Annotated in this window: 20 protein-coding genes; 15 read left to right on the top strand and 5 right to left on the bottom strand. The window is 70.8% G+C overall.

The features are described 5' to 3' along the window. Positions 1-17 precede the first annotated feature (17 nt). On the bottom strand, positions 18-1895 hold the full coding sequence (locus tag KLK06_RS23260) for a glycoside hydrolase family 9 protein (protein WP_214637682.1): 1878 nt from the start codon (positions 1893-1895) through the stop codon (positions 18-20). A 102-nt stretch (positions 1896-1997) separates the two neighbouring features. Between KLK06_RS23260 and KLK06_RS23255 the strand changes: the two genes are divergently transcribed. The 3 genes from KLK06_RS23255 to nusB are packed head-to-tail and all read left to right on the top strand — an operon-like array spanning position 1998 to position 4044. Continuing rightward, on the top strand, positions 1998-3047 hold the full coding sequence (locus tag KLK06_RS23255) for a Xaa-Pro peptidase family protein (protein ID WP_214637681.1): 1050 nt from the start codon (positions 1998-2000) through the stop codon (positions 3045-3047). 24 nt (positions 3048-3071) lie between these two features. Beyond that, complete coding sequence (gene efp, locus KLK06_RS23250; RefSeq protein ID WP_214637680.1) at positions 3072-3632, top strand: elongation factor P; 561 nt, start codon at positions 3072-3074, stop codon at positions 3630-3632. A 1-nt stretch (position 3633) separates the two neighbouring features. Further along, a complete protein-coding gene (nusB, locus tag KLK06_RS23245; protein ID WP_214637679.1) occupies positions 3634-4044 on the top strand; it encodes a transcription antitermination factor NusB in 411 nt (136 codons plus the stop codon). Between the two features lie 325 nt (positions 4045-4369). On the opposite strand, the gene KLK06_RS23240 is transcribed toward nusB, so the two are convergent. Beyond that, positions 4370-5083, bottom strand: a complete 714-nt coding sequence (locus KLK06_RS23240; protein WP_214637678.1) for a hypothetical protein — start codon at positions 5081-5083, stop codon at positions 4370-4372. 231 nt (positions 5084-5314) lie between these two features. On the opposite strand from KLK06_RS23240, the gene KLK06_RS23235 reads away from it, so the two are divergent. The 3 genes from KLK06_RS23235 to KLK06_RS23225 all read left to right on the top strand — a co-directional run bounded on the left by KLK06_RS23235 (position 5315) and on the right by KLK06_RS23225 (position 7917). Then, positions 5315-6034, top strand: a complete 720-nt coding sequence (locus tag KLK06_RS23235; protein WP_214637677.1) for a methyltransferase domain-containing protein — start codon at positions 5315-5317, stop codon at positions 6032-6034. A gap of 42 nt (positions 6035-6076) precedes the next feature. Then, positions 6077-7318 carry a DNA polymerase IV gene (gene dinB, locus KLK06_RS23230; RefSeq protein ID WP_214637676.1) on the top strand — a complete coding sequence of 414 codons (1242 nt, stop codon included), beginning with the start codon at positions 6077-6079 and terminating at the stop codon, positions 7316-7318. Between the two features lie 203 nt (positions 7319-7521). Next, the gene (locus KLK06_RS23225; RefSeq protein ID WP_214637675.1) at positions 7522-7917 is read left to right on the top strand and encodes a DUF3040 domain-containing protein; all 396 of its coding nucleotides are present in this window, start codon (positions 7522-7524) and stop codon (positions 7915-7917) included. Between the two features lie 74 nt (positions 7918-7991). Here the strand turns inward: KLK06_RS23225 and KLK06_RS23220 are convergent, their stop codons facing one another. The 3 genes from KLK06_RS23220 to KLK06_RS23210 are packed head-to-tail and all read right to left on the bottom strand — an operon-like array spanning position 7992 to position 12720. Beyond that, on the bottom strand, positions 7992-10421 hold the full coding sequence (locus KLK06_RS23220) for a DUF3488 and transglutaminase-like domain-containing protein (RefSeq protein ID WP_214637674.1): 2430 nt from the start codon (positions 10419-10421) through the stop codon (positions 7992-7994). Further along, positions 10418-11680 carry a DUF58 domain-containing protein gene (locus KLK06_RS23215; RefSeq protein ID WP_214637673.1) on the bottom strand — a complete coding sequence of 421 codons (1263 nt, stop codon included), beginning with the start codon at positions 11678-11680 and terminating at the stop codon, positions 10418-10420. Before KLK06_RS23215 ends, KLK06_RS23220 begins: the two co-directional genes overlap by 4 nt. Next, the gene (locus tag KLK06_RS23210) at positions 11677-12720 is read right to left on the bottom strand and encodes an AAA family ATPase (protein ID WP_374197143.1); all 1044 of its coding nucleotides are present in this window, start codon (positions 12718-12720) and stop codon (positions 11677-11679) included. The genes KLK06_RS23215 and KLK06_RS23210 overlap by 4 nt, the downstream gene beginning before the upstream one ends. Before the next feature lie 407 nt (positions 12721-13127). Between KLK06_RS23210 and mraZ the strand changes: the two genes are divergently transcribed. The 9 genes from mraZ to ftsW all read left to right on the top strand — a co-directional run bounded on the left by mraZ (position 13128) and on the right by ftsW (position 24738). After that, entirely contained in the window at positions 13128-13559 is a 432-nt protein-coding gene (gene mraZ / locus KLK06_RS23205; protein WP_214637671.1) for a division/cell wall cluster transcriptional repressor MraZ, read from the top strand. A gap of 214 nt (positions 13560-13773) precedes the next feature. Continuing rightward, the gene (rsmH, locus tag KLK06_RS23200) at positions 13774-14745 is read left to right on the top strand and encodes a 16S rRNA (cytosine(1402)-N(4))-methyltransferase RsmH (protein ID WP_214637670.1); all 972 of its coding nucleotides are present in this window, start codon (positions 13774-13776) and stop codon (positions 14743-14745) included. Further along, positions 14729-15253 (top strand): hypothetical protein, encoded by a 525-nt coding sequence (locus tag KLK06_RS23195; RefSeq protein WP_214638082.1) that lies wholly within the window; start codon positions 14729-14731, stop codon positions 15251-15253. Before rsmH ends, KLK06_RS23195 begins: the two co-directional genes overlap by 17 nt. Further along, positions 15250-17799 (top strand): penicillin-binding transpeptidase domain-containing protein, encoded by a 2550-nt coding sequence (locus tag KLK06_RS23190; protein WP_308168402.1) that lies wholly within the window; start codon positions 15250-15252, stop codon positions 17797-17799. Before KLK06_RS23195 ends, KLK06_RS23190 begins: the two co-directional genes overlap by 4 nt. A 40-nt stretch (positions 17800-17839) precedes the next feature. Further along, a complete protein-coding gene (locus KLK06_RS23185; protein ID WP_214637669.1) occupies positions 17840-19372 on the top strand; it encodes a UDP-N-acetylmuramoyl-L-alanyl-D-glutamate--2,6-diaminopimelate ligase in 1533 nt (510 codons plus the stop codon). Then, positions 19369-21027, top strand: a complete 1659-nt coding sequence (murF, locus tag KLK06_RS23180; RefSeq protein WP_250905878.1) for a UDP-N-acetylmuramoyl-tripeptide--D-alanyl-D-alanine ligase — start codon at positions 19369-19371, stop codon at positions 21025-21027. The genes KLK06_RS23185 and murF overlap by 4 nt, the downstream gene beginning before the upstream one ends. Further along, on the top strand, positions 21024-22082 hold the full coding sequence (gene mraY, locus KLK06_RS23175) for a phospho-N-acetylmuramoyl-pentapeptide-transferase (protein WP_214637668.1): 1059 nt from the start codon (positions 21024-21026) through the stop codon (positions 22080-22082). Before murF ends, mraY begins: the two co-directional genes overlap by 4 nt. Beyond that, on the top strand, positions 22067-23446 hold the full coding sequence (gene murD / locus KLK06_RS23170; protein WP_250905877.1) for a UDP-N-acetylmuramoyl-L-alanine--D-glutamate ligase: 1380 nt from the start codon (positions 22067-22069) through the stop codon (positions 23444-23446). Before mraY ends, murD begins: the two co-directional genes overlap by 16 nt. Beyond that, a complete protein-coding gene (gene ftsW / locus KLK06_RS23165; protein WP_308168401.1) occupies positions 23443-24738 on the top strand; it encodes a putative lipid II flippase FtsW in 1296 nt (431 codons plus the stop codon). The genes murD and ftsW overlap by 4 nt, the downstream gene beginning before the upstream one ends. Positions 24739-24746 lie beyond the last annotated feature (8 nt).

Below are 24746 nucleotides of genomic sequence, written 5' to 3'. Positions count from 1 at the left end.
GCAACCGGTGGCGGCGACTACCGCGCCATCAGCGTCAGCGCGTAGACGCCGATGGCCGCGAAGTCGTCCGCCGGTTCCGACGCCTGCCAGGACCGCACATCGTCCACGAACCGGCTGCCCCGCCCGGTGAACGGCGCGTACCGGTCCACGCCGTCCCTCGGGCACGGCACCATCCCTTCCAGATGGTCGCCCAGCCCGTCGTGGAACAGTGACGCGTCGTTCGGCCCGTTCACCACGGCCCCCGTGGCGGGCTTCCGGGTGATGTCGGAGATCTGGTAGTGCGGGCACCGGATCGCGTTCTCACCCGCCCCGGCGACGAACGACACGCCCCACGCGTTGGCGCCGAACACCCACCCGCGCTGCCGCGTCCCGAAGGCGTCATACGTCCGGTCCCCGCTCACCGACCGGTACAGCCGCGACGTCGCCGCCATTCCGAACGCGTGCGGCACCGCGTCGAACTCGGAGTAGGCGGCCCCCGCACGGAACGGATCCTTCCCGGCCCGCGCGGAACCGATCTCCAACTGCGCCCGCAGATCGTCCACCAGTTGCCACTCGGAGACGGCGAGCCCATCGGAGATCTGCTGCTGACCCGACGTGCCGACCAGCGCCGGCTGCCCGTCGGGGCCCGTCACCTCGATGGCCTGAACCGGGCTGGACGCGTCCGTCTGCCGGATCGCCTTGATCAGGTCGGTGTGGGCGAGCGCGCTCACGTCGTACAGGTTGAACGTGTCGTCCCCGGCCTCGTGCTCCAGGTACTGCCCGGCCCAGCGCGCCGCCTGCCCCAGCCAGCCCGCGGCCCGGTCGTCGCCCAGCCGCAGCGCCGCCAGCGCCAGCTCGGCGGCGCCCAGCTCCATGTCGTCGCGCCAGGCGGTCTCGGGGTAGAAGGCGTGCGGCAGCGACGTGACGAGCTGCCCCACCTTCTCCGTCTTGGCCATCGCGTAGATCGCCGCCGCCTTGCCCAGCAGCGCCGCCGCCCGCTCGTGAGACGGCTCCACCTGCGCGGCCAGCGCGAAGGCCGCCGCGGTACGGCCGGCCAGGTTGGGACTGATCGGCTTGCCGGGGCCGGCCGCGCGGAAGACCGGCCGGTTGCGCAGGAAGCGGTGCCGGGAGGAGTCGTCGGACTCGGGCAGCCGCCAGACGTCGTGGTCGCCGACGTAGGAGGCCTTCTCGTTGCCCGCGCCGATGCCGACCTGGATGTAGAGGGTCTTGGAAGCGCCGTCCCACATTTTGTCCAGATATTTCAGGCCGTGGGTGGCTTCGAGGTTGAGGCGTGGGTCGGGTCCGCCGTCTCGTGCCGAGGCCCAGAGCAGCGTGTCGACATAAGCCAGGATGTGGGTGAACTTGAGATAGTCACCCGCGTCAAACCAGCCGCCCTCGACGTCCACCGGGCCGGCGATTTTCGTCAGCCCGCCCTTGATCTCGTCGGTGTCCGGCCCGGTGAACACGGGCCAGTCATAGACAGAGGCCGCCTTGTCGTTGTGGTGCCGGCGCCCGCCGTCCCGCTGTCCCTCGAAGAAGGTGAGGATCTTCGACGTGGGCGAGGCCGGGGCGATCCGGAAGGCGGGGGAGGTGAGCGTGCCCGACTTGATCCGGTAGCGGCCCGGCTCCTTCAGCGGGGTGAGGTCCAGGCCGTACACGTGCTTGTACGTGCCGTTCCACGAGCCCAGGTCGCCGCCCGCCGTACCCTCGAGCACCTCGCGTCCGTCGTCGCGGACGACGCTGAAGCGGGCGCCCGCGGACCCCGCGCGGGTCATCAGGAAGGCGTGCTTGGACTCGGCGGGCGCGAAACCCACTTGATCGACCCGGATGTGACCGGGTGGGGGCGGTGCGGCAACCGCCGGGGTGCTCCCCATGGTCAGGACGGTCAAGGCGACAGCTAAGGCGTACCTCATCATGGGGCGCTCCATGGAATTATGTGAACAGCGTTCGGCACGGTATTCGCGTGTGACAGGGGAGGTCAATAGTGGCGCGAGGGTTAATACACGTACATTGACGAAATGACCGTCAATTATCCGGAACGCCGGGCGCGAGTCGCGGAAATGCTGCCCGCGCGCGAGGTCGACGCGATCCTCGTCACCTCGGGCGTCAACGTGCGCTACCTCACCGGGCTGGAGAGCTCGAACGCCGCCGTGCTGATCAAGGCCGACGGCTCCGCGCTGCTGGTGACCGACAACCGCTACATCGAGAAGACGCGCGGGCTGGACGTGGCGGCCGTCGAGGCGTCCGACGTGGCGGCCAGGCTGGCCGCGCCCGGCATCGGGATCGAGGCGGCGAGCATGACCGTGGCGACGTTCAACCGGCTGAGCAGCCTGCTGGAGAGCGGGCCGGTGCCCCTGGAGCCGCTCGTGGAGCTGCTGCGGGCGGTCAAGGACGACGACGAGCTCGAGCTCCTCCGTACGGCCTGCGCGATCAGCGACCAGGCGTTCGCCGACGTCACGGGCAACATCGGCCCCGGCGTCACCGAACGGGACGTCGCCCGGCTGCTCGAAGCCCGCATGATCGAGCTCGGCGCCGACGGGCCGGCCTTCGCCACCATCGTCGCGGCGGGCGAGAACGGCGCCATCCCGCACCACGCGCCCGGCGGCAGGGAGCTGCGCACGGGCGACCTGATCACCATCGACTTCGGCGCCTGCTACCAGGGCTACCACGCCGACATGACGCGTACGGTCGCCCTGGGCGCCCCCGCCGCCTGGCAGCGGGAGATCTACGACCTGGTCGCCGAGGCGCAGCGCGCGGGCAGCAGGGCCCTGGCGCCGGGGGCGACGGCCAAGGAGGTGGACGCGGCCGCCCGTTCGGTCATCGAGGCGGCCGGCCACGGTGCTCACTTCAGGCACGGGCTCGGTCACGGCGTCGGCCTGGAGATCCACGAGGACCCGTTCCTGGGCCCGTTGCGGACCGGTAGACTAGAGGATCGAGTTCCTGTCACCGTCGAGCCGGGGGTCTACCTTCCGGACCGGGGCGGTGTTCGCATCGAGGACACCCTTGTCACACGCACGGGCGGGCCGGAACTCCTCACGAAGACGACCAAGGAGCTGCTCGTCCTTTGAGCGGCCACACGCGGGAGAATACGAGTGGCGACGACCAACGACCTCAAGAACGGCATGGTGTTGAAGCTCGACGGCGGTGAGCTGTGGGCCGTTGTGGAGTTCCAGCACGTCAAGCCGGGCAAGGGCGGCGCGTTCGTGCGCACCAAGCTCAAGAACGTGCTCTCGGGCAAGGTCGTCGACAAGACCTTCAACGCCGGCGTGAAGGTCGACGTGGCCAACGTCGACAAGCGCGAGATGCAATATTCCTACAAGGACGGCGACGACTTCGTCTTCATGGACACCGAGACCTACGACATGGTCAACGTGCCCACCGGCACGGTCGGCTCCGCCGCCAACTACATGCTCGAGAACACCCTGGCCACGATCGCCTTCAACGAGGGCTCCGCGCTCTACGTCGATCTGCCCGCTGCGGTCGAGCTGACCATCTCCAGCACCGAGCCCGGCCTGCAGGGCGACCGCTCCACCGGCGGCACCAAGCCCGCCACGCTGGAGACCGGCGCCGAGGTCAAGGTCCCGCTCTTCATCACCACCGGCGAGAAGATCAAGGTCGACACGCGCAGCGGCGAATACCTCGGCCGGGCCTGAGGTGTCGGCACGAGGCAAAGCACGCAGGCGCGCGCTCGACATCCTCTTCGAGTCCGAACTCCGCAGCGAGGATCCCCTGCGGATCCTCGCCGAGCGGGTCGAACGGCAGGACCCCCCGGTCAACGAATACACCTCGACCATCGTCGAGGGCGTCGCCCGTCACCAGGCCCGCATCGACGAGCTCATCACCACCTACTCCGAAGGCTGGACCCTCGACCGCATGCCCGCGGTCGACCGCAACCTGCTGCGTGGCGGCACCTACGAGCTCCTGTGGATGCCCGGCGTCCCCGAGGGCGTGGTCATCAGCGAGTGGGTGCACCTGGCGGGCGAGCTCTCCACGGATGAGTCGCCCCAGTTCGTGAACGGGCTGCTGGCCCGCTTCAAGCAGCTGAAGCCAAGTATCACCCTTTAGACACCCTCTTCAGGTGAATCCGGTTCTACCGCCGGGGGATTCCTGTCCCTCCGGGTAGAAGAAGTTCCTACTTCTGCCCCGAAAGCCGTACATATGGGCGAGGTACGTTCCAGACACGCGGCCTGCACGGCTTGCGCTAGGCGAGGGACGTGTACACCGCACGGTCAGCCGTTCGGCGCCTGCCGGCGCCTGGTTGACCGTGCGGCTTCGACAGGAGCCCACCCGCCCCGGTCCCGTCCCGCGTCAGGAACTCAGCGCTGGCCATGGGCGCCGACGCCCCACAAAAAGCCCCGCCGGTCCATCCCAGCCGGCGGGGCACCGGCTCCTACCAGGTCCAGTCGGAGTGCGCGTCGGCCTGCCACGCCTTGGGGAAGTACTGCCGGATGGCGAAGGCCATGCCGATGCCCCGGGCGACGAACTGGTCGCGCTCCAGCTTCCTGGTGATCGGCTTGCCGGGCCGGCCCTGGTTGTCCCACCAGGACTCCCACTGCTTGACGCAGGTCCGCGTGCCGTACGTCGGGTTGGCGCAGGGCGCGGGCGGCGACCAGATCTGCGTGTGGCCGAAGTCGACGACCTTGCCCGACGACTCCTCGGTGATGGTGCCCCATGCCTTGAGGCAGTAGGTCTGGCTGGGGATGTCCCACTTCACGTAGTGCTGCCGGCCGCCGGTGGCCAGCGTGCGCAGGTTCCCGCACGTGGCGTCGCCGATCTGCTCCTTGGTGATCCGCAGGCGGTAGTAGGTGCCGTTGTCGCGCCAGCCGTCGAGCATGACCCAGCCGCCGTCGTGGACGAACTTCTCCGCGTAGCTCGGCGGCCACTTGGCGGGGTCGCCCCAGCTGATCTCCGACGTGGTGGCCGACAGCGGCTTCCAGGCCCACTGCCCGGCCGCCCGCCCATCGGCCCAGAACTGACCGGCGCTGCGCGAGGTCATACGCGAGTACGCGCCGTAGTCCTCACCCGCCGTCTCCGCCTGAGCCGGTACGGCCGGCAGCGACCCCAGCACCACCGCAAACAGCGAGATTCGCCACAAAATCCTCATAGTTCCCTCTGAATGTAGATAAGTCGCTGCTGACCCCACCGCATCAGACGCCACTTGCGAGCGCGCTTCGACGATCCTGGAAGCGAGGAGGCGGAGCGGGCGATCTCCCACACCGCGTAGTCTGGGGCGGGGTTGTGGGAGCGAAGCCGGGGACAGGTTCGTGGAGCAAAGGGAGGCGAGCCGACGTTGCGTGCTGAAGGACGTGCCGCAGGCGTCACGAGGACTCCGGCGGTGCGGACCGCCGTCGTCTGGGAAGCGCTGCGGGCGGTGCTGGCCGAGCGGGCGGCCGCCACGGGGCGCGATGATCTCGACATCGTCGACGCCGGCGGCGGGACCGGCGGGTTCGCCGTGCCGCTGGCCGAGCTGGGCCACACGGTCACCGTGGTCGATCCGAGTCCCGACTCGCTGGCCGCGCTGGAGCGCAGGGCCAAGGAGAAGGGCGTGGGCGTACGCGCCCTGCAGGGCGACGCCGCCGACCTGGGCGACCTGCTCGACCACGACAGCGTCGACCTGGTCCTGTGCCACAGCGTGCTCGAATACGTGGAAGACCCGATCAGCGCGCTGACGGCCGTGGCCGGCGTGCTGCGCGTGGGCGGCGCGGTCAGCGTGCTGGCCGCCAACCCGGTGGCCAGTGCCATCCACCGGGCGCTCGCGGGGCAGTTCGACGAGGCCAGGGCCGTGCTGAGCGACCCGCGGGGAAGTTGGGGCGACCGCGACCCCACACCGCGCCGCTACACCGCCGAGACGCTCTCCCAGCTACTGGCCGCGACCGGCTTCACGGTCGGGGAGGTGCACGGCGTGCGGGTGTTCGCCGACCTGGTGCCCAGCAGGCTGGTCGACGGCGAACCAGGCGCGGCCGAGGCCCTCGTCGCTCTCGAACAGGCCGCCGCCGCCCATCCCGTGCTGCGTGACATCGCCACTCAGCTTCACGTCCTCGGCCATCGTGGCTGACCGGCTCCTACAATAGAACGCGTGTTCGGATAGAATGGTGGCGTGTCTCGTAAGCAGATCACGGGCATCGGCCCCGCTCCACAGACCGGGGTCGATGACAGCGGCTGCCCGATCCTGCATGTCGACATGGACGCCTTCTTCGCCAGCGTCGAGCTGCTCGACCGCCCTGAGCTGCGGGGGCGTCCGGTGATCGTCGGCTCGCCGGCCGGGCGCGGCGTGGTGCTCAGCGCCACCTATGAGGCCAGGTCCTACGGCGTGCACTCGGCGATGCCGATGAGCAGGGCGCGCAGGATGTGCCCCCAGGCCACGATCATCCCGCCCAGCCACAGCAAATACTCCGAGGTCTCCAAGGGCGTCATGGAGGTCTTCCACGCGATCACCCCGATGGTCGAGCCGATCGCGTCCGACGAGGCGTTCCTCGACGTCGGCGGTGCCCGGCGTAGACTGGGCTCGCCCGTCACGATCGCCTCGATGATCAGGGCCCAGGTGCTGGAGCGCTACGGCATCACGTGTTCGGTGGGTGTGGCGAGCAGCAAGTTCGTGGCAAAACTCGCCTCAAAACAGTGCAAGCCTGACGGCCTCCTGGTGGTGCCCGAGGGCGAGGTGGTGGACTTCCTCCACCCGCTGCCCGTCTCGGCGCTGTGGGGCGTCGGTGAGCGCACAGAGCAGTCCCTGGTGCGCCTCGGCATCCGCACGGTCGGCGATCTGGCCAGGGTCCCCGTCGCCACCCTCCAGCGCGAGCTGGGACAGGCCGTGGGAGGCCATCTGGCCGCGCTGGCCTGGGGCCGCGACGAGCGCCCGGTGACCGCGCACGTGCCCGACAAGAGCATCGGCAACGAGGAGACCTTCGCGGCCGACATCGACGACCCCGAAGTGATCAAACGCGAGTTGCTGCGTCTGTCCGAGCGAGTGGCCTCCCGGATGCGTAAGGCCGGCCACGTGGGCAGGACTGTGAGTGTGAAGCTGCGCCGCGCCGATTTCTCCACCATCAACCGGTCCAGGACCCTCAGAGAGCCGACCGACGTGGCCCAGGAGATCTACGCGACCGCCTGCGAGCTCTTCGAGGCGGCAGGGCTTGAGCGGGTGCGACTGCGCCTCGTCGGGGTCAGGATGGAGAACCTCCGCCCCGCCGATTCGGCCTCGCGCCAGCTCGGCCTGGGCGATCGGGAGACCGGCTGGCGGGAGGCCGAGCAAGCCATGGATCAGGCGATCCGAAGATTTGGTCCTGATGCGGTGCTCCCAGCGTCGCTTGTACGCGGCAGACTTGATGAAATGGAGGCATGACGTCAATGTCAGGATTTCTGGGGAGGGGCGGCGGATGACCCACAATGGAGTCATGACGTCACCTCCGGTTTGGTCTGCGTTGGGCGTTTGCTTTCGCCCACGCCTACAGCCTCGTATTCTGGGGATAACCGACCGCGAGGTTCGGACACCCCGTGTCGTCCGTTGCCGTCTTCCCCGTCCTGGGGCCGTCCTTGGGAGGCGCCGTGCCGCTCTCTGAGCACGAGCAGCGCTTGCTCGACCAGATCGAGCAGGCCCTCTACGCCGAGGACCCGAAGTGGGCCAACACCGTAAGGATCAGTGACCCGCGCAGCCATTACAAGCGTCGCCTCATCAAGGCCTCCATCGGCTTTGCCCTCGGCGTCGTCCTGCTGATGGTCGGCGTAGTGATCAATTTGATTCCGCTCGGCGTCGGCGGTTTCGTGGTCATGCTCGCCGCGTGTCTGTGGGGTCTGTCGAGCTGGAAACGCATGAACGGGTTCGGCGACGCCGCGCCCGCCTCGGGGGCGTCCGTATCGGGCAAGCCGGCCCGCCGGGGCAACCGTGGCAGCTTCATGGAGCGCATGGAAGAGCGCTGGCGCCGTCGTCACGACGAGCGCTGAGCGCGAAAGAGCCTCCAGACGACCGTGCGGCCGCCCCCCGCGAGGGGGAACGACCGCACGGTCGAGTCAGACGGTCATGAGCCCTTATGGGCCGCCGTCCGCCGCAACCTGATGTTCTCCAGCCGGTCGAATCCGTCGAGCACCCGCTCGCCCATCAGCCGTAGCCGCCGCAGCGTCGACGGGGGCAGCAGCAGGGCCCGCACCCGCCGCCAGCGCGACACCGTGGCCGCCAGCGCCTGCCGTACCCTCCGCAGGTCCTTCCGCATGGGCGCGAGCTCGCCGATGTCCCGCGCGAACAGCGCCCGCTCGACCGCGGAGGCGATCGCCGAGATGGACGCGGCCGACTCGGCGTCGAACTCATACCGTTCGGTTAGCCGCCGCGCCAGCGCCCGGGGCGTCTCGCTGGGCCGGCGGGCCATTCCGTAGTCGAACAGCACGTCGTCCAGCTCCGCCCAGGCGGCCGCCACGGACGGGTGGCTGCCCGCCACCACCTTGGCCGTCACCTCGTCCGACGGCTCGGACACCTTCCAGCTCAGCGCGCGGACCCGCCTGCTCCTGGTGACCAGCCGTATCCCGGCCGGGATCAGCAGGATGAGCAGGAGCACGCCCGCGCCGATGCCGAGCTTGCCGATCAGCGGCATCGAGTCGTCCGCGGGCAGCCCGCTGTCGGCGAGGGTGGCCTCGCGGTCGAGTGCGCGGGGGTTCTCCCGGTTCTGCGGGTTGAGCGGTGAGTCGTCGGCCGAGCTGGTCGCTCCGGGCGTCGGCGTGGAGTTGTCACTCGTCGAACGGGGGGGCGGCTGTGTGTAGGCGGGCACCCGGGCGCTGCCCTGGCCGAGCGAGCCCGTCGGAGTGGGCTCGAACGGCAGCCAGCCCACGCCGTCGAAGTACAGCTCCGGCCACGAGTGGGAGTCGTTCGTGCCGACGATCCACCTGTCGCCGACCTTCGTACCTCCCGTGTAGCCGATCGCCACCCTGGCGGGGATGCCCGCGATCCTGGCCAGCACCGCCATCGACGCGGCGAACTGCTCGCAGTAACCCGCCCTGCTGCGCAGCAGGAAGTCCTTCAGCGCGGAGTTGCCGGAGCCCTGCGTCCTGAGGCTGTAGGTGAAGTCGCCGGTCTTGGTGAAGAACTCCTGGATCTTCACCGCGGCCTCGTAGCTCGTCCGGGCGTTCGCCGTCACCTTGAGCGCCAGGTCCCTGATCTCCGGGGGGAGGTTCTCCGGCAGCTTCAGGTAACGCGGGTCACTGGCCGCGGCCCTGGCCTGCGGCAGCGCGTCGAGCTGGTCCGAGGTCACGTCGGGCTCGGTGGTGAGCACGTCGTAGCCGAGGCCGGCGGCCTCGTCCTTGGTGGAGAAGACCATCAGCGTGCCGACGTCCGCGCGCCAGTCGCCGTCGATGCGGATCTGCCGCGCCGGGTACGGCAGGGGCAGGAACACCAGCCCCTCGATCTCGTCGCTGATCTGGACCCTGGTCGTCACGTTCGAGACCTTGGTCGCCGGAGACAGGCCGGACGGAGTGGGCAGCGGGCCGTTCTCCGTCTTGTTGTCCGGCGCGCCCTTCGGCTCCGTCATGCCGAACTTCTCGCCGTCGAACGTGTCGAGCGCGTAGATCCGCAGGTAGCGGGGCTTGTCATCGCTGTTGGTGTAGGACAGCACGGTGCGCCGTTCCGGCAGCTCCAACTGGCCCTTCAGGCCGGCGATCGGGTCCGGGATGCTGATCGAGTTGCCCTTGCCCGAGCCCCTGCCGCCCACGCCGAAGCTGAAGAACGACACCGGCTCCATCGCCGGCAGCGCCGCGGGCACCAGGACCGCCAGCGCGATCGCGGCGAACCCGATGCGCTTGCCCGACAGGCGCAGCCCCCGCGTGTCGGCCGTCTCGCGCTCGGCGCCCGGCACCGGCGAGGTGGCGATGCGGGTCCGCCTGACCAGCACCGCGCGGCCCCAGTGGCCGATGCGTTCGCGGCCGTCGGCGATCAGCAGGCTGGTGAAGCCGAGGGCGGCGATGATGAACGCGGGCCAGCTGATCGGATCCGGCAGGATCGTGGCCGGCACCGTCGCCAGCGCCAGCATCGGCAGCCCCGCCAGCGCCGCCCGCCGCAACCGGGCGGCGAACAGGTCTACCACGATCGCGATGAGCCCCACGCCGCCGGCCGTCAGCAGCGCGATGCCCTCGGTGCTGGGCACCGGCGCGGCGAAGCGCTGGATGTCGGCCCAGCCGGTGCCCAGCAGCTTGGCCAGCTCCACCACCGACCCCTTGGTCGGCACCACCCACGCCCACGCCTTGTCGGCGGCGAAGGCCAGGGTCAGGTAGATCCACAGCGCGGCCACGCTCACCAGGGCCGCCGCCCACGCGGGCAGCGACAGCCGCCCGCTCACCAGGCCGGCGCACATCACCGCGAGCACCGCGCCCAGCGACCCCCAGAACCAGAAGCCGCCCTGGAACAGCGGATAGAGCATGACGGCCGCGCAGAACGTGGCCACCGCCGCGGCGACCGAGAGCCTCATGCCGCACCTCCCGCCGGGCTGAGCGCGTACCTGCCGCGGTTGGCGGCGTCCTGCCAGACGGAGGCGACCGAGACACCGGCGGGCAGTCGCACGATGCGCCATCCGTAACCGGCGAGCACTCCCTGCACCACCTCGTAGTTCTCCGTGGAGCCTGGCTCGCCGCCGTCCCATGTGCTCACGTCGAGGAGTACGGCCACGCCGGTGATGCTGCTGTGCCGGAGCCTGGCCAGCTCCCTGGCCTCCTCCGGGTCCAGCGAGCCGAGCACCGCCACGATCAGCCCGTCGCCGCCGCCCTGGCGGAGCGCGGACACGCCCATCTCCAGCGAGCGGGCGGTGCTGTTCCGTACCACCGCGAGGGTGTCGAGCAGCGACCAGCTCAGCCCGGTGTCGGTCAGGTGCTCGGCGCCCTGGTCGGTCACCAGCCGCAGGCCGAGCCCCTCATGGGCGAGATGCACGCCGATCGAGGCGGCGGCCGAGACCGCCACCTCGAAGGAGGAGCGCGGGCCCTCGCCGCGGTGGGCGTAGCGGCGCGTGTCGAGCAGCAGCGCGCCGCGGCTCTGCCACTGCTGCTCCTCGCGCCGCACCATCAGCTCGCCGTGGCGGGCGGTGGAGCGCCAGTGCACCCGGCGCAGGTCGTCGCCCTGCCGGTACTCGCGTGGGGCCACGTCGTCGTCGCCCGCCGCCGCCACGCTCCTGGTGCGGCTGTCGCCGCCGCCGGTCCACTCGCCCGACAGCCGTACGTGGGGCAGTGCCACCACCTGCGGCGTCACCACCAGGGTGTCGCTGATCGTGAACCCGCGGGTGAGCTCCACCAGCCCGAACGGGTCGGTGATCCGCACCGACAGCGGGCCGATCGTGTAGCGGCCCCGCAGGTCGGAGCGGACCCGGTAGTCGATCTCCCGGACCCCGCGCGACTCCACCCGGTCCAGCACGAACCGGGGCCGTACACCCAGCGCGTACGGCACGGTGTCCTCGATCAGCAGCAGCCCGGTGGGCAGCCGGGTGACGTTCTCCAGGCGCAGCGTCACGGTCGCCTCGCCGCCCACCTCCGCCCTGGCCGGGTCGAGACGCCGCGCGCAGCTCAGCCGGTAGCGGGTGCGCGCCACCACCATCGCGGCGAGCAGCGGCAGCGCCGTCACCAGCACCCCGATCCTGAACAGATCGTTCTCGCCCAGCAGGAAGGCCATCAGCATGGCGGCCACCCCGGAGGCCAGGAACGAACGTCCCCTGGAGGTCAGCGCCCGCAGTCCGTCTCTCACGACGCTCGCGTCTCCGGCACGGGCACGCGTCTGACAAGTTCGGCCACCACCTGCTCCGGCAGGCGGCGCTGGCCCTGGGCCTCGATGCTGGGCAGCAGCCGATGCGCGAGCACCGGCACGGCCAGTTCCTGCAGGTCGTCCGGGATGACGTAGTCGCGCCCGGACAGCGCCGCGTTCGCCCTGGCCGCCCTGACCAGCTGCAGCGTCGAGCGCGGCGAGGCGCCCAGCCGCAGGTCGGGGGAGTGGCGGGTGGCGACCGCGAGGTCGATGGCGTACTTCTTGACCGGCTGCGAGACGTAGACGCCGCGCACCGCGTCGATCAGCGCGCGCACCTCGGCGGTCGTCGCGACCGGCTCCAGCTTGTCCAGCGGCGGGGTGCCGCCGTGCACGTCGAGCATCTCCAGTTCGGCCGACGGCTCCGGGTAGCCCATCGCGACCCGCGCGGTGAAGCGGTCGCGCTGCGCCTCCGGCAGAGGGTAGGTGCCCTCCATCTCGATCGGGTTCTGCGTGGCGATCACCATGAAGGGCAGGTCGAGCTGGTAGGTCACTCCGTCAACTGTCACCTGGCGCTCTTCCATGCACTCCAGCAGCGCCGACTGCGTCTTGGGCGAGGCCCGGTTGATCTCGTCGCCCACCACGATGTTGGCGAACACGGGTCCCGGCTTGAACTCGAACTCCCTGGTCTGCTGGTTGTAGGCGCTCACTCCAGTGATGTCGCTGGGCAGCAGGTCCGGCGTGAACTGAATGCGCCGGACCGGGCAGTCGATGGACTTCGCCAGCGCCTTGGCCAGCATGGTCTTGCCGACCCCCGGAACGTCCTCGATCAGCAGGTGGCCCTCGGCCAGCAGGACGGTCAGTGTGAGGCGGACGGCGTCCCCTTTGCCCTCGATCACCGACTCGATGGCCTGCCGAATCCGGTGCGCGGTGGAGACCAGCTCGTCGAGCCGGCTCGGGACGTCATGGGTTACTGCCACCAGGCCTCCATGAGAAGTGCTACGGCAGTCCCGCGCGTGAGAGTGCGATAGCGGGAGCCATGCCATTCCTTTTCCATTGTGTGTACGACCCTACGACGCTGTGGGTTCTGGAGCGACTTTTACCGATATTCCAGAGAACCTGCCCAAGGTTCCGGTTCTTGTGGCATACGGGGTCGAATCTCGTGACAGTCGCCCTGACGGCGCGCTCACTTTCCACCACGCGGCGCTTCGCGCAGCGCGCGATCCGCTAATTCCATGGTCATTTCAACCCTCGACACGCCCATGAGGGTTGGGCCGCGCCCCGGCGCCCCCCACCCGACGTCATGGCTCTGAACTGCGGAAACGCTCGGCGGACGGGCGATCAAGCGTGTCGGAATCAGTTGACGGTGGGGAGAAGTGGAGTATGGTGGTGCGCAGTGGAGGGCCCGGTGCGCCAGCGCTGAGCGCTTCGCTAGGCACGGGAGGTGGGGCCGATGTTCCTCGGCACCCATCAGCCGCGTCTGGACGACAAGGGACGGCTGTTCCTGCCGGCTAAGTACCGTGAGGAGCTGGCGGAGGGTCTTGTGATCACCAAAGGCCAGGAGCGATGCCTCTACGTCTTTCCCGTAGAGGAGTTCCAGCGCATTACCGAGGCTCTCAGCACCGCCCCGGTCACCGCCAAGGCGGTGCGCGACTACAGCCGCGTCTTCTTCGCCAGCGCGTCCGACGAGACGCCTGACAAGCAGGGGCGCATCACGATCCCGCAGAGCTTGCGCCAATACGCGGGCCTCGTGCGTGACTGCGCGGTCATCGGGGCCAACACCCGGCTGGAGATCTGGGACGCCCAAGCCTGGGATACCTATCTCGACGCGCAGGAGCAGGCGTTCGCCGATTTGTCGGAGGAGGTGCTGCCAGGGATTCTCTAGAGCCACGGTCGATCCGTCGGAGATGTCGTTCGGCGAGGTCTCCACCCGCAACCACTGCTCGCCAGCTGATGCACCTTCCCCGGTGTCAGATGGCAGGCTCCACGAAGAGGGTGCGGATGGGGACCTGGCCGGACGGCGCCGGGTGGGGGCCAGGTGGGCCGATGATCGTCCGGACGCGTCGTCCGCGAGCAAGGACGCGAGAGGGGGGTTGGAGATGTACGACAACACAGGCACAGGCGGTCACGTTCCGGTCATGCTCGACCGCGTACTGGAGCTCTTGGCTCCGGCGCTGACCGGCCGGGAGCCCGTCGTCGTCGACGCCAACCTCGGCCTCGGTGGCCACTCGGAGGCCCTGCTCGCCGCTCATCCGTCTCTTCACCTGATCGGCATCGACCGCGACCCTTTCGCGATCGAGTTCTCCACGCGCAGGCTCGCCCCCTACGCCGACCGGACCACGCTGGTCCACGCCTCGTCCGACGAATTGGCCGACGTGCTCGCCGACGCGGGCCGCACCGCCATCGACGGGGTGCTGTTCGACCTGGGGGTGTCCTCGCCGCAGCTCGACGAGGCCGAACGCGGGTTCGCCTATTCCTATGACGCTCCACTCGACATGCGGATGGATACGGATCAAGAGCTCACCGCCGAGAAGGTGGTCAATACCTACTCGGCTGCGGAGCTAACCCGCATCCTCCGTGTTTACGGAGAGGAACGGTTCGCACCGCGTGTCGCTGGCCTAATTATCAAGGAAAGGGCCAAGGACCCCATAACGTCGACTAAGCGGCTGGCCGAGATCGTTCGTCAGGCCATTCCAGCCGCCACCCGGCGCACCGGGGGCAACCCCGCCAAGCGAACTTTTCAGGCACTGCGCATCGAGGTCAACGCGGAGCTCGCCGCCCTGGAGGCGGCGCTGCCCGCGGCACTCGACGCGCTCATGCTCGGTGGGCGAGTCGTCGTGCTCTCCTACCACTCCCTGGAGGACCGGCTCACCAAGCAGGTCCTCGCGGCGCGAACCAAGGACACCGGCCCCCCCGGGCTGCCTGTCCCGCTGCCGGCCCATCAGCCGCGGTTCCGCCTGTTGACGAGGGGAGCTGAGCTCCCAAGCGAAGAAGAGGTGGCCCGCAACCCGCGGGCGACCTCGGCCCGGCTACGGGCGGCAGAGAGGATCCGTGTTGACCACCAGGACTGAGCAGGACAGCAGGCGGGCCGCGGCCGTCCGCGGTGTCCCGCTGAAGACGGCGCCCAAGACCGGCCCGCGCGGGCCCGGCGTGCCTCACCAGTCCAAGCCCATCCCGCGCTCGCGCCCCGGCGGACCGGAGACGACCGGTCCCGGCGACGGCGAGATCCCGGCGAGCCCCGAGCGGGCGCGGCCGGCACTCAAGCGACGTCCGTCGCGCGGGCGCCAGCGGGCTCCGTTCGTGCTGCTCGTCGTCGGGCTGATGTGCGGCGGCCTGGTGAGCCTGCTGCTGCTCAACACCGTTCTCGCGCAGGACTCCATCACCGCGGCCAACCTGCGTGACGAGATCGCGGTGGCGCGGCAGGCCAACGAGGAGGCCAAGCTCGCGAACGAGAAGGAGATGGGTCCCGGGCAGCTCGCCGAGAAGGCCGAGTTCCAGGGCGAGCACCGTGACTGGGACAAGCCCAACGTCCTGACCGACGCCGGCGCCGACAGCAGCCAGGTGGACCAGGGACGGTGAGAGAGACAGGCGGCAGGGGGCAGGGTCCCGGCCGCGGCGGCGCCGGTTCTCAGGGAGGGCCCGGCGCCGCTCGCCGTACCCCGGGAGGGCCCGGTCGGCAGGGCCGGCAAGCGGGGTCGGCTCGCTCGGAGGGGGCGGGCCGGCCCGACAATCCACCCAAGGAGCCGAGAAAGCCAGACCCGCTGGACCTCCCCTTCGGTCCTTTCGGCCGGGACGACGGCCGCGACGACGCGGAGGACCGCGCCCGACGCCCGCAGGACCCGGCTGACGGGTCCCGCGGCCGGGGCCGCGGCGACGAGTCCGACGGCCCGCGGAGCCGATCCCGTGGCGACGAGCGCGACGGGTCCCGCGACCGGCCTCGTGACGGCGATGCCTCGCGTGGGCGCTCTCGCGAGGACGAGGGTTCGCGTGGGCGGTCGCGCTCGGGCGGCGGGGACGGGGTCGGCGGGCGTCCCCGGCCGGGTGGCGACGGGCCGAGGTGGCGTTCCAGGCCTGACGGGGACGACGCCGCCAAGGACCGTGCCCGCCAGCGTTCCGTACGCCCGCGCCCGGAGGCCGAACGCCCCGGTGGCCGCGTCCCGCAGGCCAGGGACGACCGGTCCCGGGGCCGCCAGGACGACGGCCCGCTGCGCCGTACCCGCGAAGAAGCCCCCCGTGACGTCCGGCGCTCCCGCGACGAGGGCCGCCGGGACGACGCCAGGCTGCGCCGTACCGGTGACGACGAGCGCACGCGCGCGCAGAGCTTCGGGCGGCGCGGGGGCGAGGGGCCGCCCCGCAGGCCCCCCGCGCCGCCGCGCCCGCCCAAGCCGCCGCCCGTGCTGCGTCTGGGCAACCCGCGCAGGCGCATCAACATCGGCCTGATCGGCATGACGTTCATCCTGTCGATCTTCGGCGGCAGGCTCATCCAGATGCAGGGCCTCGACTCCAAGGTGTACGAGGCGCGGGCCGTGGGCCAGCGCACGCAGACCGAGGACATCCCGGCCAAGCGCGGCACCATCACCGACGTCAAGGGGCACGCGCTGGCCGTCACCGTCGAGGCCCGCGAGATCGCCATCGACCCCACCAAGATCAAGGACACGGTCCGGGCGAAGGTCGCCGCCTTGCTCGCCACGCAGCTCGGCAGGACCCCGCAGGAGATGGCCGCCAAGCTGGCCAGGGTAGACACCCGATACCAGCTCCTGGCCAGAGACGTCGACCCCGTCGTGGCCAGCCGTCTGCTCAAGTCCGAGGTGCCCGCGCTGACCGCGAAGAAGACCTACCGCCGCGTCTACCCGGGCGGCGACCTGGCCGGCAGCCTGATCGGGTTCGTCGGCGACGAGCAGAGCGGCCTGGGCGGCATCGAGCAGGCGCGCAACACCCTGCTGAAGGGGCGCGACGGCGAGCAGCGCGTCGAGACGGGCCGCGACGGCCAGCGCATCCCCATGACCAGCAGCCAGCGCACGATCCCCGTCGACGGCGCCGACGTGCGGCTGACCATCGACCGCGACATCCAGTGGGCCGCCCAGCAGGCGGTGGCCCAGCAGGTGACCGACTCCGCGGCGAGCAGCGGCACGGTCATCGTCATGGACGTGCGCACCGCGCAGATCGTCGCCATGGCCAACGCCCCCGAGCTCGACCTGAACAACTGGCGCAACGCCCCCGCCACCCAGTACATCAACCGGGCCGCCTCCGACGTCTTCGAGCCCGGCAGCACCAACAAGGTGATCACCGCCGCCGCCACCCTGGAAGCCGGGGCCGTCACGCCCGACACGGTCTTCCAGGTCAAGGACAACATCAGGTGCGCGGACCGGGTGCTGCACGACGCGCACCCGCACAAGCCCGAGCCGATGACCTACCGCCAGGCCGTGGCCGAGTCGAGCAACGTCGCCACCATCATGGCCGCGCGCAAGGTCGGCAGCGAGCGGCTCTACCAGATGCTGAAAGCCTTCGGCTTCGGCGCGCAGCCGGGCGGCGGCGTACCGAACGCGGAGGCCGGTCTGCTGCCCAACTACAAGAACTGGTCGGGCAGCCAGAGCTGCACGATCGCCTACGGGCAGGGCGTTTCGGTGACCGCGTTGCAGATGGCCAGCGTCTACCAGACCATCGCCAACGGCGGCGTCAAGATCGAGCCGCAGATCGTCGCGGGCACCACGGACACGTCGGGCAGGTTCGTACCGTCCGCTCCCGGTAAGAAGACCAGGGTGGTCAGCGACAGAACCGCCAAGGAGATCACCACCATGCTGGAGACCGCGGTGAGCGCGGAGGGCACCGGCGAGCTGGCCGCCATCCCCGGATACCGGGTGGCGGGCAAGACCGGCACGGCCAACCGCTACGACGCGCAGCTCGGCCGCTACGACGGCTACACGGCGTCGTTCGCCGGATTCGCCCCCGCCGACGCGCCTCGGCTCGTCGTGCTGTCCGTGCTGCAGAATCCGAAGAAAGACCACTTCGGGGGCCTGGTGGCCGCCCCTGTTTTCAAGGACGTGATGACGTTCGCCATCAAGAGCAAGAAGATTCCGCCGACCGGCTCCACCGCGCCCGCGGTGCGGGCGGGCGCGGGACAGTGACCAGGGAAGGTACGCTGCCGCCGTGCGTCCCCCGTCGTCTATGCGTCCAACGACCAGTCCGCCCCGCCCGCTGACCGGGCTGGCGACCATGCTCGACGCCGATTCCGGCACGTCGCGGTCGCCACATGCCCCGCTCACCGGTGTCACGATCGACTCCCGCCAGGTCCGGCGCGGAGATCTCTACGTGGCCTTGCCGGGCAATCAGTCCCACGGCGCCGATTTCGCCGCCGAGGCCATGGCGCGCGGCGCCGTGGCCGTCCTGACCGATCCCGGCGGCCGCGCGGCCGCCGGCGCGACCGGCCTGCCGGTCCTCGTCGTGCCCGACGTCCGGGCCGTGCTCGGGCAGGTCGCCTCCTGGGTGTACGGCCGGCCGGCCGACCACATCCAGTTGCTCGGCGTCACCGGCACCAGCGGCAAGTCCACCACCACGTTCCTGCTCGAAGCCGGCCTGCGTGCCGCGGGCCACAGCACAGGGCTGGTCGGCGGCGTCGAGATCCGCGCCGGCCACCTCAGCTTCGAGCCCCGGCTCACCACCCCCGAGGCCACCGAGCTGCACGGCCTGTTCGCGCTCATGCGCGAGGTAGGCGTCACCGCGGCGGCCATGGAGGTCTCCAGCCACGCCCTGGCGCTCGGCCGGGTCGACGGGCTCCACTACGACGTCGCCCTGTTCACCAACCTGTCGCAGGACCACCTCGACTTCCACAAGGACTTCGACGACTACTTCGCCGCCAAGGCCAGGCTCTTCCAGCCCGATCTGGCCCGCGTGGGCGTGACGAACCTCGACGACCCCTACGGCCGCGAGCTGCTGTCGATCGCGAAGGTGCCGATGACCACCTTCTCCGCGCTGGGCGCGGCCGAAGCCGCCTGGCGCGCGCTCGACGTGCGGCTGGGCGCCGACGGCAGCACGTTCCGGGTGACCGGTCCGGGCGGCGTCGAGGCCGACGCGCAGATCTCGCTGCCCGGTCCGTTCAACGTCGCCAACACCCTCGGCGCGATCGTCACGCTCGTCGAGGCCGGGGTGCCGCTGCAGACCGCGGTCCACGGCGTCGGCACGCTCACCGGCGTCCCCGGCCGCATGCAGCGCATCACGGACGCGGGCGACGAGTTCCAGGCGATCGTCGACTACTCGCACAAGCCCGCCGCGGTCGAGTCGGTGCTGCGCTCGCTGCGCGAGGTCACCGCGGGCAGACTGGTCGTCGTGCTCGGCTGCGGCGGCGAGCGCGACACGGGCAAGCGGCCGGTCATGGGTGAGTCCGCCGCGCGGCTGGCCGATGTGGCCATATTCACGAGCGACAATCCTCGTTCCGAGGACCCTTTGGACATTCTGGCCGCGATGATGGAGGGAGCGCTCCGCGTTCCGCAGCATGACCGCGCTCATGTGATCATTGAGCCCGACCGCGCGTCCGCGATCGACCTGGCGATCGGCCGGGCCGGGCGCGGCGACGTGATCGTCGTGGCAGGCAAGGGTCACGAGCAGGGCCAGTACGTTTCAGGCGAGGTGATCCCCTTCGACGATCGCGAAGTGGTCGCCGGAGCGATCGACGCACGTAAGGAAAGCAGGAAGCACGAATGATCCCGTTGCCTCTGGCCAGGATCGCCGAGATAACCTCGGGCGCCCTGTCGGGCATGGCCGACCCTCGCGCCGTGGTGCGCGGTCCCGTCGTGATCGACTCGCGGGGCGTAGAACCGGGATCCCTGTTCGTCGCCTTGAAGGGCGCGCGGGTCGACGGCCATGACTTCGCCGCCCAGGCCATCCGGGCCGGCGCCGTCGCCGTGCTGGCCACCAGGCCGGTCGAGGCGCCCACGGTGATCGTCCCCGACGCCGCCGCCGCGCTCGCGGACCTGGCCAGGGCCCACGTCGCCGCGCTGCCCCAGGTCACCGTGATCGGCGTGACCGGCTCGGCGGGCAAGACCTCCACCAAGGACCTCCTGGCCAGGCTGACCGCGCGGATCGGGCCGACCATCGCGCCCGTCGGCTCGTTCAACAACGAGCTCGGCCACCCGCTGACCGTGCTCAGGGCCGACGCCGACACCCGCTACCTGGTGCTGGAGCTCAGCGCCCGCAACATCGGCCACATCCAGGACCTCGCCCGCATCGCGCCGCCGCAGATCGGCGTGGTGCTCAACGTCGGCACCGCGCACATCGGCGTGTTCGGCGGCAAGGAGGCCATCGCCAAGGCCAAGGGCGAGCTGGTCGAGGCGTTGCCGCGGACCGGCGTGGCCGTGCTCAACGCCGACGACCCGCTGGTCCTCGAGATGGCCTCGCGCACCGACGCCAGGGTCACGCTGTTCGGCCGGTCCGAGGCCGCCGCGATCCGCGCCGAGGACGTCACCGTCGACGAGCGCGGGCGCGCCTCCTTCACGCTGCGCACCCCTTCGGGCTCCGGACAGGTCCGGCTCAAGCTGTACGGCGCGCACGCCGTGGAGAACGCCCTGGCCGCCGCCGCGGCCGGTTACGAGCTCGGCCTGCCCGTCGCCACCATCGCCGCGGAGCTGTCGGAGGCCACGCCGGTCAGCCGGTGGCGGATGGAGGTCACCGACCGGCCCGACGGGGTCACGGTCGTCAACGACGCCTACAACGCCAACCCCGACTCGATGCGGGCCGCGTTCGAGGCGTTCGGCGTGCTCGGCAAGGGCCGCCGCCGCTTCGCCGTCATCGCCGCCCTGCGCGAGCTGGGCGAGGAGAGCGCCGCTTTGAACGAGGAGCTGGGGCGCCTGGCGGGCGGCTCGGGACTGGCGGGCCTCATCGTCGCCGGCCCCGACGCCCAGCCGGTGCTCCAGGGCGCCTACGCGGCCGTCCAGGAGGCCTCCGCCGCGGGCCCACCGCTCGCGGGAGCACCGCCCTTCCCGCCGCCGGCCCCGGGCGGGCCCCCGTTCCCCGTGGGGGGACCGCAGGCCCCGCCCCCCGTGGGCGCTCCGGCGTTCCCTCAGACCGTGGGCGGACCGCAGGTTCCGCCTAACGTGGGTGGACCGCACGTCCCGCCCCCCGTGGGCGCTCCGGGGTTCCCGCAGGGCGCGCCGGTTCCGCCGGTCGTCGGGGGCCCACCGGGCGCGGGCGGTTCCGCGCAGCCGCAGCAGACGCTCATCCTGCACGTGCCCGACGCCGCCGCGGCGGCGGCCGAGCTGGCCGGATGGCTGCGTCCGGGTGACGCGGTGCTGGTCAAGGGGCCCCGGGCGATGGGCCTGGAGCGGACGGCCGAGCTGTTGCTCGGGGGGGCCAGACAGTGATCGATATCGTCATCGCCGGTGCGGTGGGGCTGATCCTCTCGATGCTCGGGACGCCCCTGGCCATCCGGCTGTTCTCCCGGCGCGGTTACGGTCAGGAGATCCGCGAGGAGGGCCCGTCAGGGCACTACGACAAGCGGGGCACGCCCACCATGGGCGGCACCGTGATCGTGCTGGCGTCGCTGCTCGCCTACGCCGGGTCCCACGTCGCCACGCTGGCGGCGCCGACCGTCTCGGGGATGCTGGTGCTGTTCCTGATGACCGGACTCGGCGCGGTCGGCTTCCTCGACGACTTCATCAAGATCTACAAGCAGCGCAGCCTCGGCCTGCGCAGCGGCGCCAAGGCGCTCGGCCAGCTCGTCATCGGCGCGATCTTCGCGGTGCTGGTGACCCGGCAGGCCAACGTCTACGGCATCACCCCCGCCGAGCCCCGGCTGTCGTTCCTGCGCGACTTCGGGCCGCCGTCGATCGGCCTCGTGGGCTTCACCATCTGGGTCCTCATCATGATCGTCGGCTTCTCCAACGCGGTGAACCTCACCGACGGCCTCGACGGCCTGGCCAGCGGCGCTACCGGGGTGGTGCTGGGCGCGTACGTGCTGATCGGCAACTGGCAGCTCCGCAACAACTGCATCGACCAGCTCGGCCCCAACTGCTACTGGGTACGAGATCCGCTCGACCTGGCCGTGGTGGCCGCGGCCGTGCTCGGGGCGCTGATCGGGTTCCTGTGGTGGAACGCCCCGCCCGCGAAGATCTTCATGGGCGACACCGGCTCGCTGGCCCTGGGCGGCGTGCTGGCCGGGCTGGCCATCACCACCCGCACCCAGCTGCTGCTCATCATCCTCGCCGGGCTGTGCGTGATCATCACGATGTCGGTGATCATTCAGGTCGGCTTCTTCAAGATGACCGGTAAACGGGTGTTCAGGATGGCGCCGCTGCAGCACCACTTCGAGCTCAAGGGCTGGGCCGAGACCACGATCGTGGTCCGCTTCTGGCTGATCGCCATGTTGTGCGCGGCCCTCGGGCTCGGCCTGTTCTACGTCGAATGGATGCCCAAGTAATGACCCTCACCTGCGTGGCCGGGCTCGGCGTGTCGGGCACCGCCGTGGCGCGGGTGCTCGCCGCGCGGGGCGAGCCCGTCGTCGTGGTCGAGGGCGTCGAGGGCGACCGCCAGCGCGCCGTGGCCGCCGAGCTCGCCGGGCTCGGCGTCGAGGTGCGCTTCGGCCCGATGGAGCTGCCTGAAGGCGTCACCCGGCTCGTCACCACCGGCTGGGCGCCGCACCACCCGCTGATCGCCGCCGCCCTGGAGGCGGGCGTCGAGGTGGTCGGGGAGGTGGAGCTGGCCTGGCGGCTGCGGCCCGCCCAGGCGGCTCCCTGGCTCGCGCTGACCGGCACCAACGGCAAGACGACCGTCGTGCGCATGCTCACCTCCATCCTGCTCGCCGCCGGGCGCAAGGCACTGGCCGTGGGCAACGTGGGCGTGCCCGTGGTAGAGGCCGTCGCGGAGCCGTACGACGTCCTTGCCGTCGAGCTGTCGAGCTTCCAGCTGCACTGGTCGAGCACGCTCGCCCCGCACGCCGCGGCGATACTCAACGTGGCGCCCGACCATCTCGACTGGCACGGCTCGATGGAGGCCTACGCAGCGGCCAAGGGCCGCATCTTCGAGCGCGCGGGCACGGTGGTCTACAACGCCGACGACCCCGAGGCGTCCCGGCTCGCCGCGCCCTACCCGGACAAGGTCGGCTTCACGCTGCTCGTGCCCAAGCCGGGCCAGCTCGGCGTGGTGGAGGACCTGCTGGTGGACCGGGCGTTCGTGCCGAACCCCGCCGAGTCCGCCGAGGAGCTCGCGACGCTCGCCGACGTGCGCCCCCTCGCGCCGCACAACGTGGCCAACGCGCTCGCCGCCGCCGCGCTGGCCCGCACGCTCGGCGTCCCCACCGAGTCCGTACGGCAGGGCCTGCGCGACTTCGTGCCCGACCCGCACCGCATGGCGTACGTCGAGCGGGTCGGCGAGGTCGACTACGTCGACGACTCCAAGGCCACCAACCCGCACGCCGCCGCCGCGGCCCTGTCGTCGTACCCGTCGATCGTGTGGATCGCGGGCGGCCAGCTCAAGGGCGCCGACGTCGACGACCTGGTACGCCGGGCGGCGCCCAGGCTGCGCGGCGCCGTGCTGCTCGGCGTGGATCGCGCCCGGATCGCCGAAGCTCTGGCGCGACACGCGCCGAATGTCCCCGTCGTGGACATCTCCGCCCAAGACACTGGTGCGATGGACCGTGTCGTCACCGAAGCCGCCAGGCTCGCCTCCCCAGGGGACACCGTGCTGCTGTCCCCGGCCGGCGCGTCGCTGGACATGTTCGCCAACTACCCGGCCCGAGGGGAGGCCTTCGCGCGAGCCGTCCACGGCCTGGAGGCGGCCACGTGAGCACGACCACCACGCCGCAGGCTCCGGAGCGGCCCCCGCAGAGCGCGGTCGAAGGGCCGATCGGCTGGATCCGCGACCAGCTCGCCGTGGTCAAGGAGCTGCTGGAGAAGCCGCTGACGACCTACTACCTCATCCTGGGCTGCTGCGGGCTGCTGCTGCCGCTCGGGCTGATGATGGTGCTGTCCGCCTCCAGCATCGAGGCGATGCAGAAGACCCTGGACCCGTTCACCTGGTTCGCCAAGCAGGCGCTGTCGGCCGGCTTGGGCGTGCTGATCATGTGGGCCTGCTCGCGGCTGCCGCACAAGTTCTTCCGCTGGGCGGGCTACCCGCTGATGGCGCTGTCGTTCATCGGCCTGGTCATGGTGCTGTTCATCGGCACGTCCCAGCTGGGCGCGCAGCGGTGGATCGACGTCGGCTCGTACAGCATCCAGCCGTCGGAGCCCGCCAAGCTGGCCCTCGCGCTGTGGGGAGCCGACCTGCTGGCCCGCAGGGCGCGGCACGGCCGCATCGAGTGGCGGCAGTTGCTGATCCCGCTCATGCCGGGCACCGTGCTCCTGGCCGTCATGGTCATGCTGGGCCGCGACCTGGGCACCACGCTGGTGCTGTTCATGATCTTCCTGTCGCTGTTGTGGGTGGTGGGGGCGCCGGTGAAGCTGTTCGGTGGCATCCTGTCCCTGGCCGTGCTGGCCACGCTGATCATGATCAAGGTGGAGCCGTACCGCATGGCGCGCATCGGCGCCTTCCTCGACCCGTGGGCCGACGCGCAGGGCGACGGCTACCAGGCCGTACAGGGGCAGATCGCGATGGGCTCCGGTGGTTGGTTCGGGCTCGGCCTGGGCAGCAGCCGGGCGAAATGGAGCTGGCTGCCCCACGGCGAGAGCGACTTCATCTTCGCCATCCTCGGCGAGGAGCTCGGGCTGATGGGGACCCTGATCGTGGTGGTGCTGTTCGGGCTGCTCGGTTACGCGGGCCTGCGGGTCGCCTCCCGGGTCAAGGACTCCTTCGTCCGGCTCGCCGCCGCCGCCATCGTGGCCTGGATCGTCGGCCAGGCCATCGTCAACATGGGCGCGGTCCTCGGCGTGGTACCCATCACCGGCATCCCGCTGCCGCTCGTCTCCTACGGGGGGTCGGCGCTGTTGCCCACTCTCGCGGCCCTGGGGATGCTGCTGTCCTTCGCGAAACGTGAGCCGGGCGCGCGCGAGGCACTGGCGGCTCGTGGCCCCGGACCGGCCGCACGGGCCCTAAGCTGGCTTGGCCTGGGGGGAACGACCAAAGGCCGAGTGAGACGTTAGGGAGTGAC

The organism is Nonomuraea sp. NEAU-A123, from assembly GCF_018603905.1.
Classification (GTDB): Bacteria; Actinomycetota; Actinomycetes; order Streptosporangiales; family Streptosporangiaceae; genus Nonomuraea.
Note: the sequence above shows the minus strand (reverse complement) of the source record. Positions and strands in the feature narration are given on the sequence as shown.

What these genes read in the sequence shown, in the direction of transcription:
- mraZ (WP_214637671.1), top strand. Translation starts at nt 13,128, where the DNA reads ATGTTCCTCGGCACCCATCAGCCGCGTCTGGACGACAAGGGACGGCTG.
- murD (WP_250905877.1), top strand. Translation starts at nt 22,067, where the DNA reads ATGGATGCCCAAGTAATGACCCTCACCTGCGTGGCCGGGCTCGGCGTG.
- KLK06_RS23185 (WP_214637669.1), top strand. Translation starts at nt 17,840, where the DNA reads ATGCGTCCAACGACCAGTCCGCCCCGCCCGCTGACCGGGCTGGCGACC.
- KLK06_RS23210 (WP_374197143.1), bottom strand. Translation starts at nt 12,720, where the DNA reads ATGGCATGGCTCCCGCTATCGCACTCTCACGCGCGGGACTGCCGTAGC.
- KLK06_RS23260 (WP_214637682.1), bottom strand. Translation starts at nt 1,895, where the DNA reads ATGATGAGGTACGCCTTAGCTGTCGCCTTGACCGTCCTGACCATGGGG.
- KLK06_RS23240 (WP_214637678.1), bottom strand. Translation starts at nt 5,083, where the DNA reads ATGAGGATTTTGTGGCGAATCTCGCTGTTTGCGGTGGTGCTGGGGTCG.
- KLK06_RS23255 (WP_214637681.1), top strand. Translation starts at nt 1,998, where the DNA reads ATGACCGTCAATTATCCGGAACGCCGGGCGCGAGTCGCGGAAATGCTG.
- rsmH (WP_214637670.1), top strand. Translation starts at nt 13,774, where the DNA reads ATGTACGACAACACAGGCACAGGCGGTCACGTTCCGGTCATGCTCGAC.
- murF (WP_250905878.1), top strand. Translation starts at nt 19,369, where the DNA reads ATGATCCCGTTGCCTCTGGCCAGGATCGCCGAGATAACCTCGGGCGCC.
- KLK06_RS23220 (WP_214637674.1), bottom strand. Translation starts at nt 10,421, where the DNA reads ATGAGGCTCTCGGTCGCCGCGGCGGTGGCCACGTTCTGCGCGGCCGTC.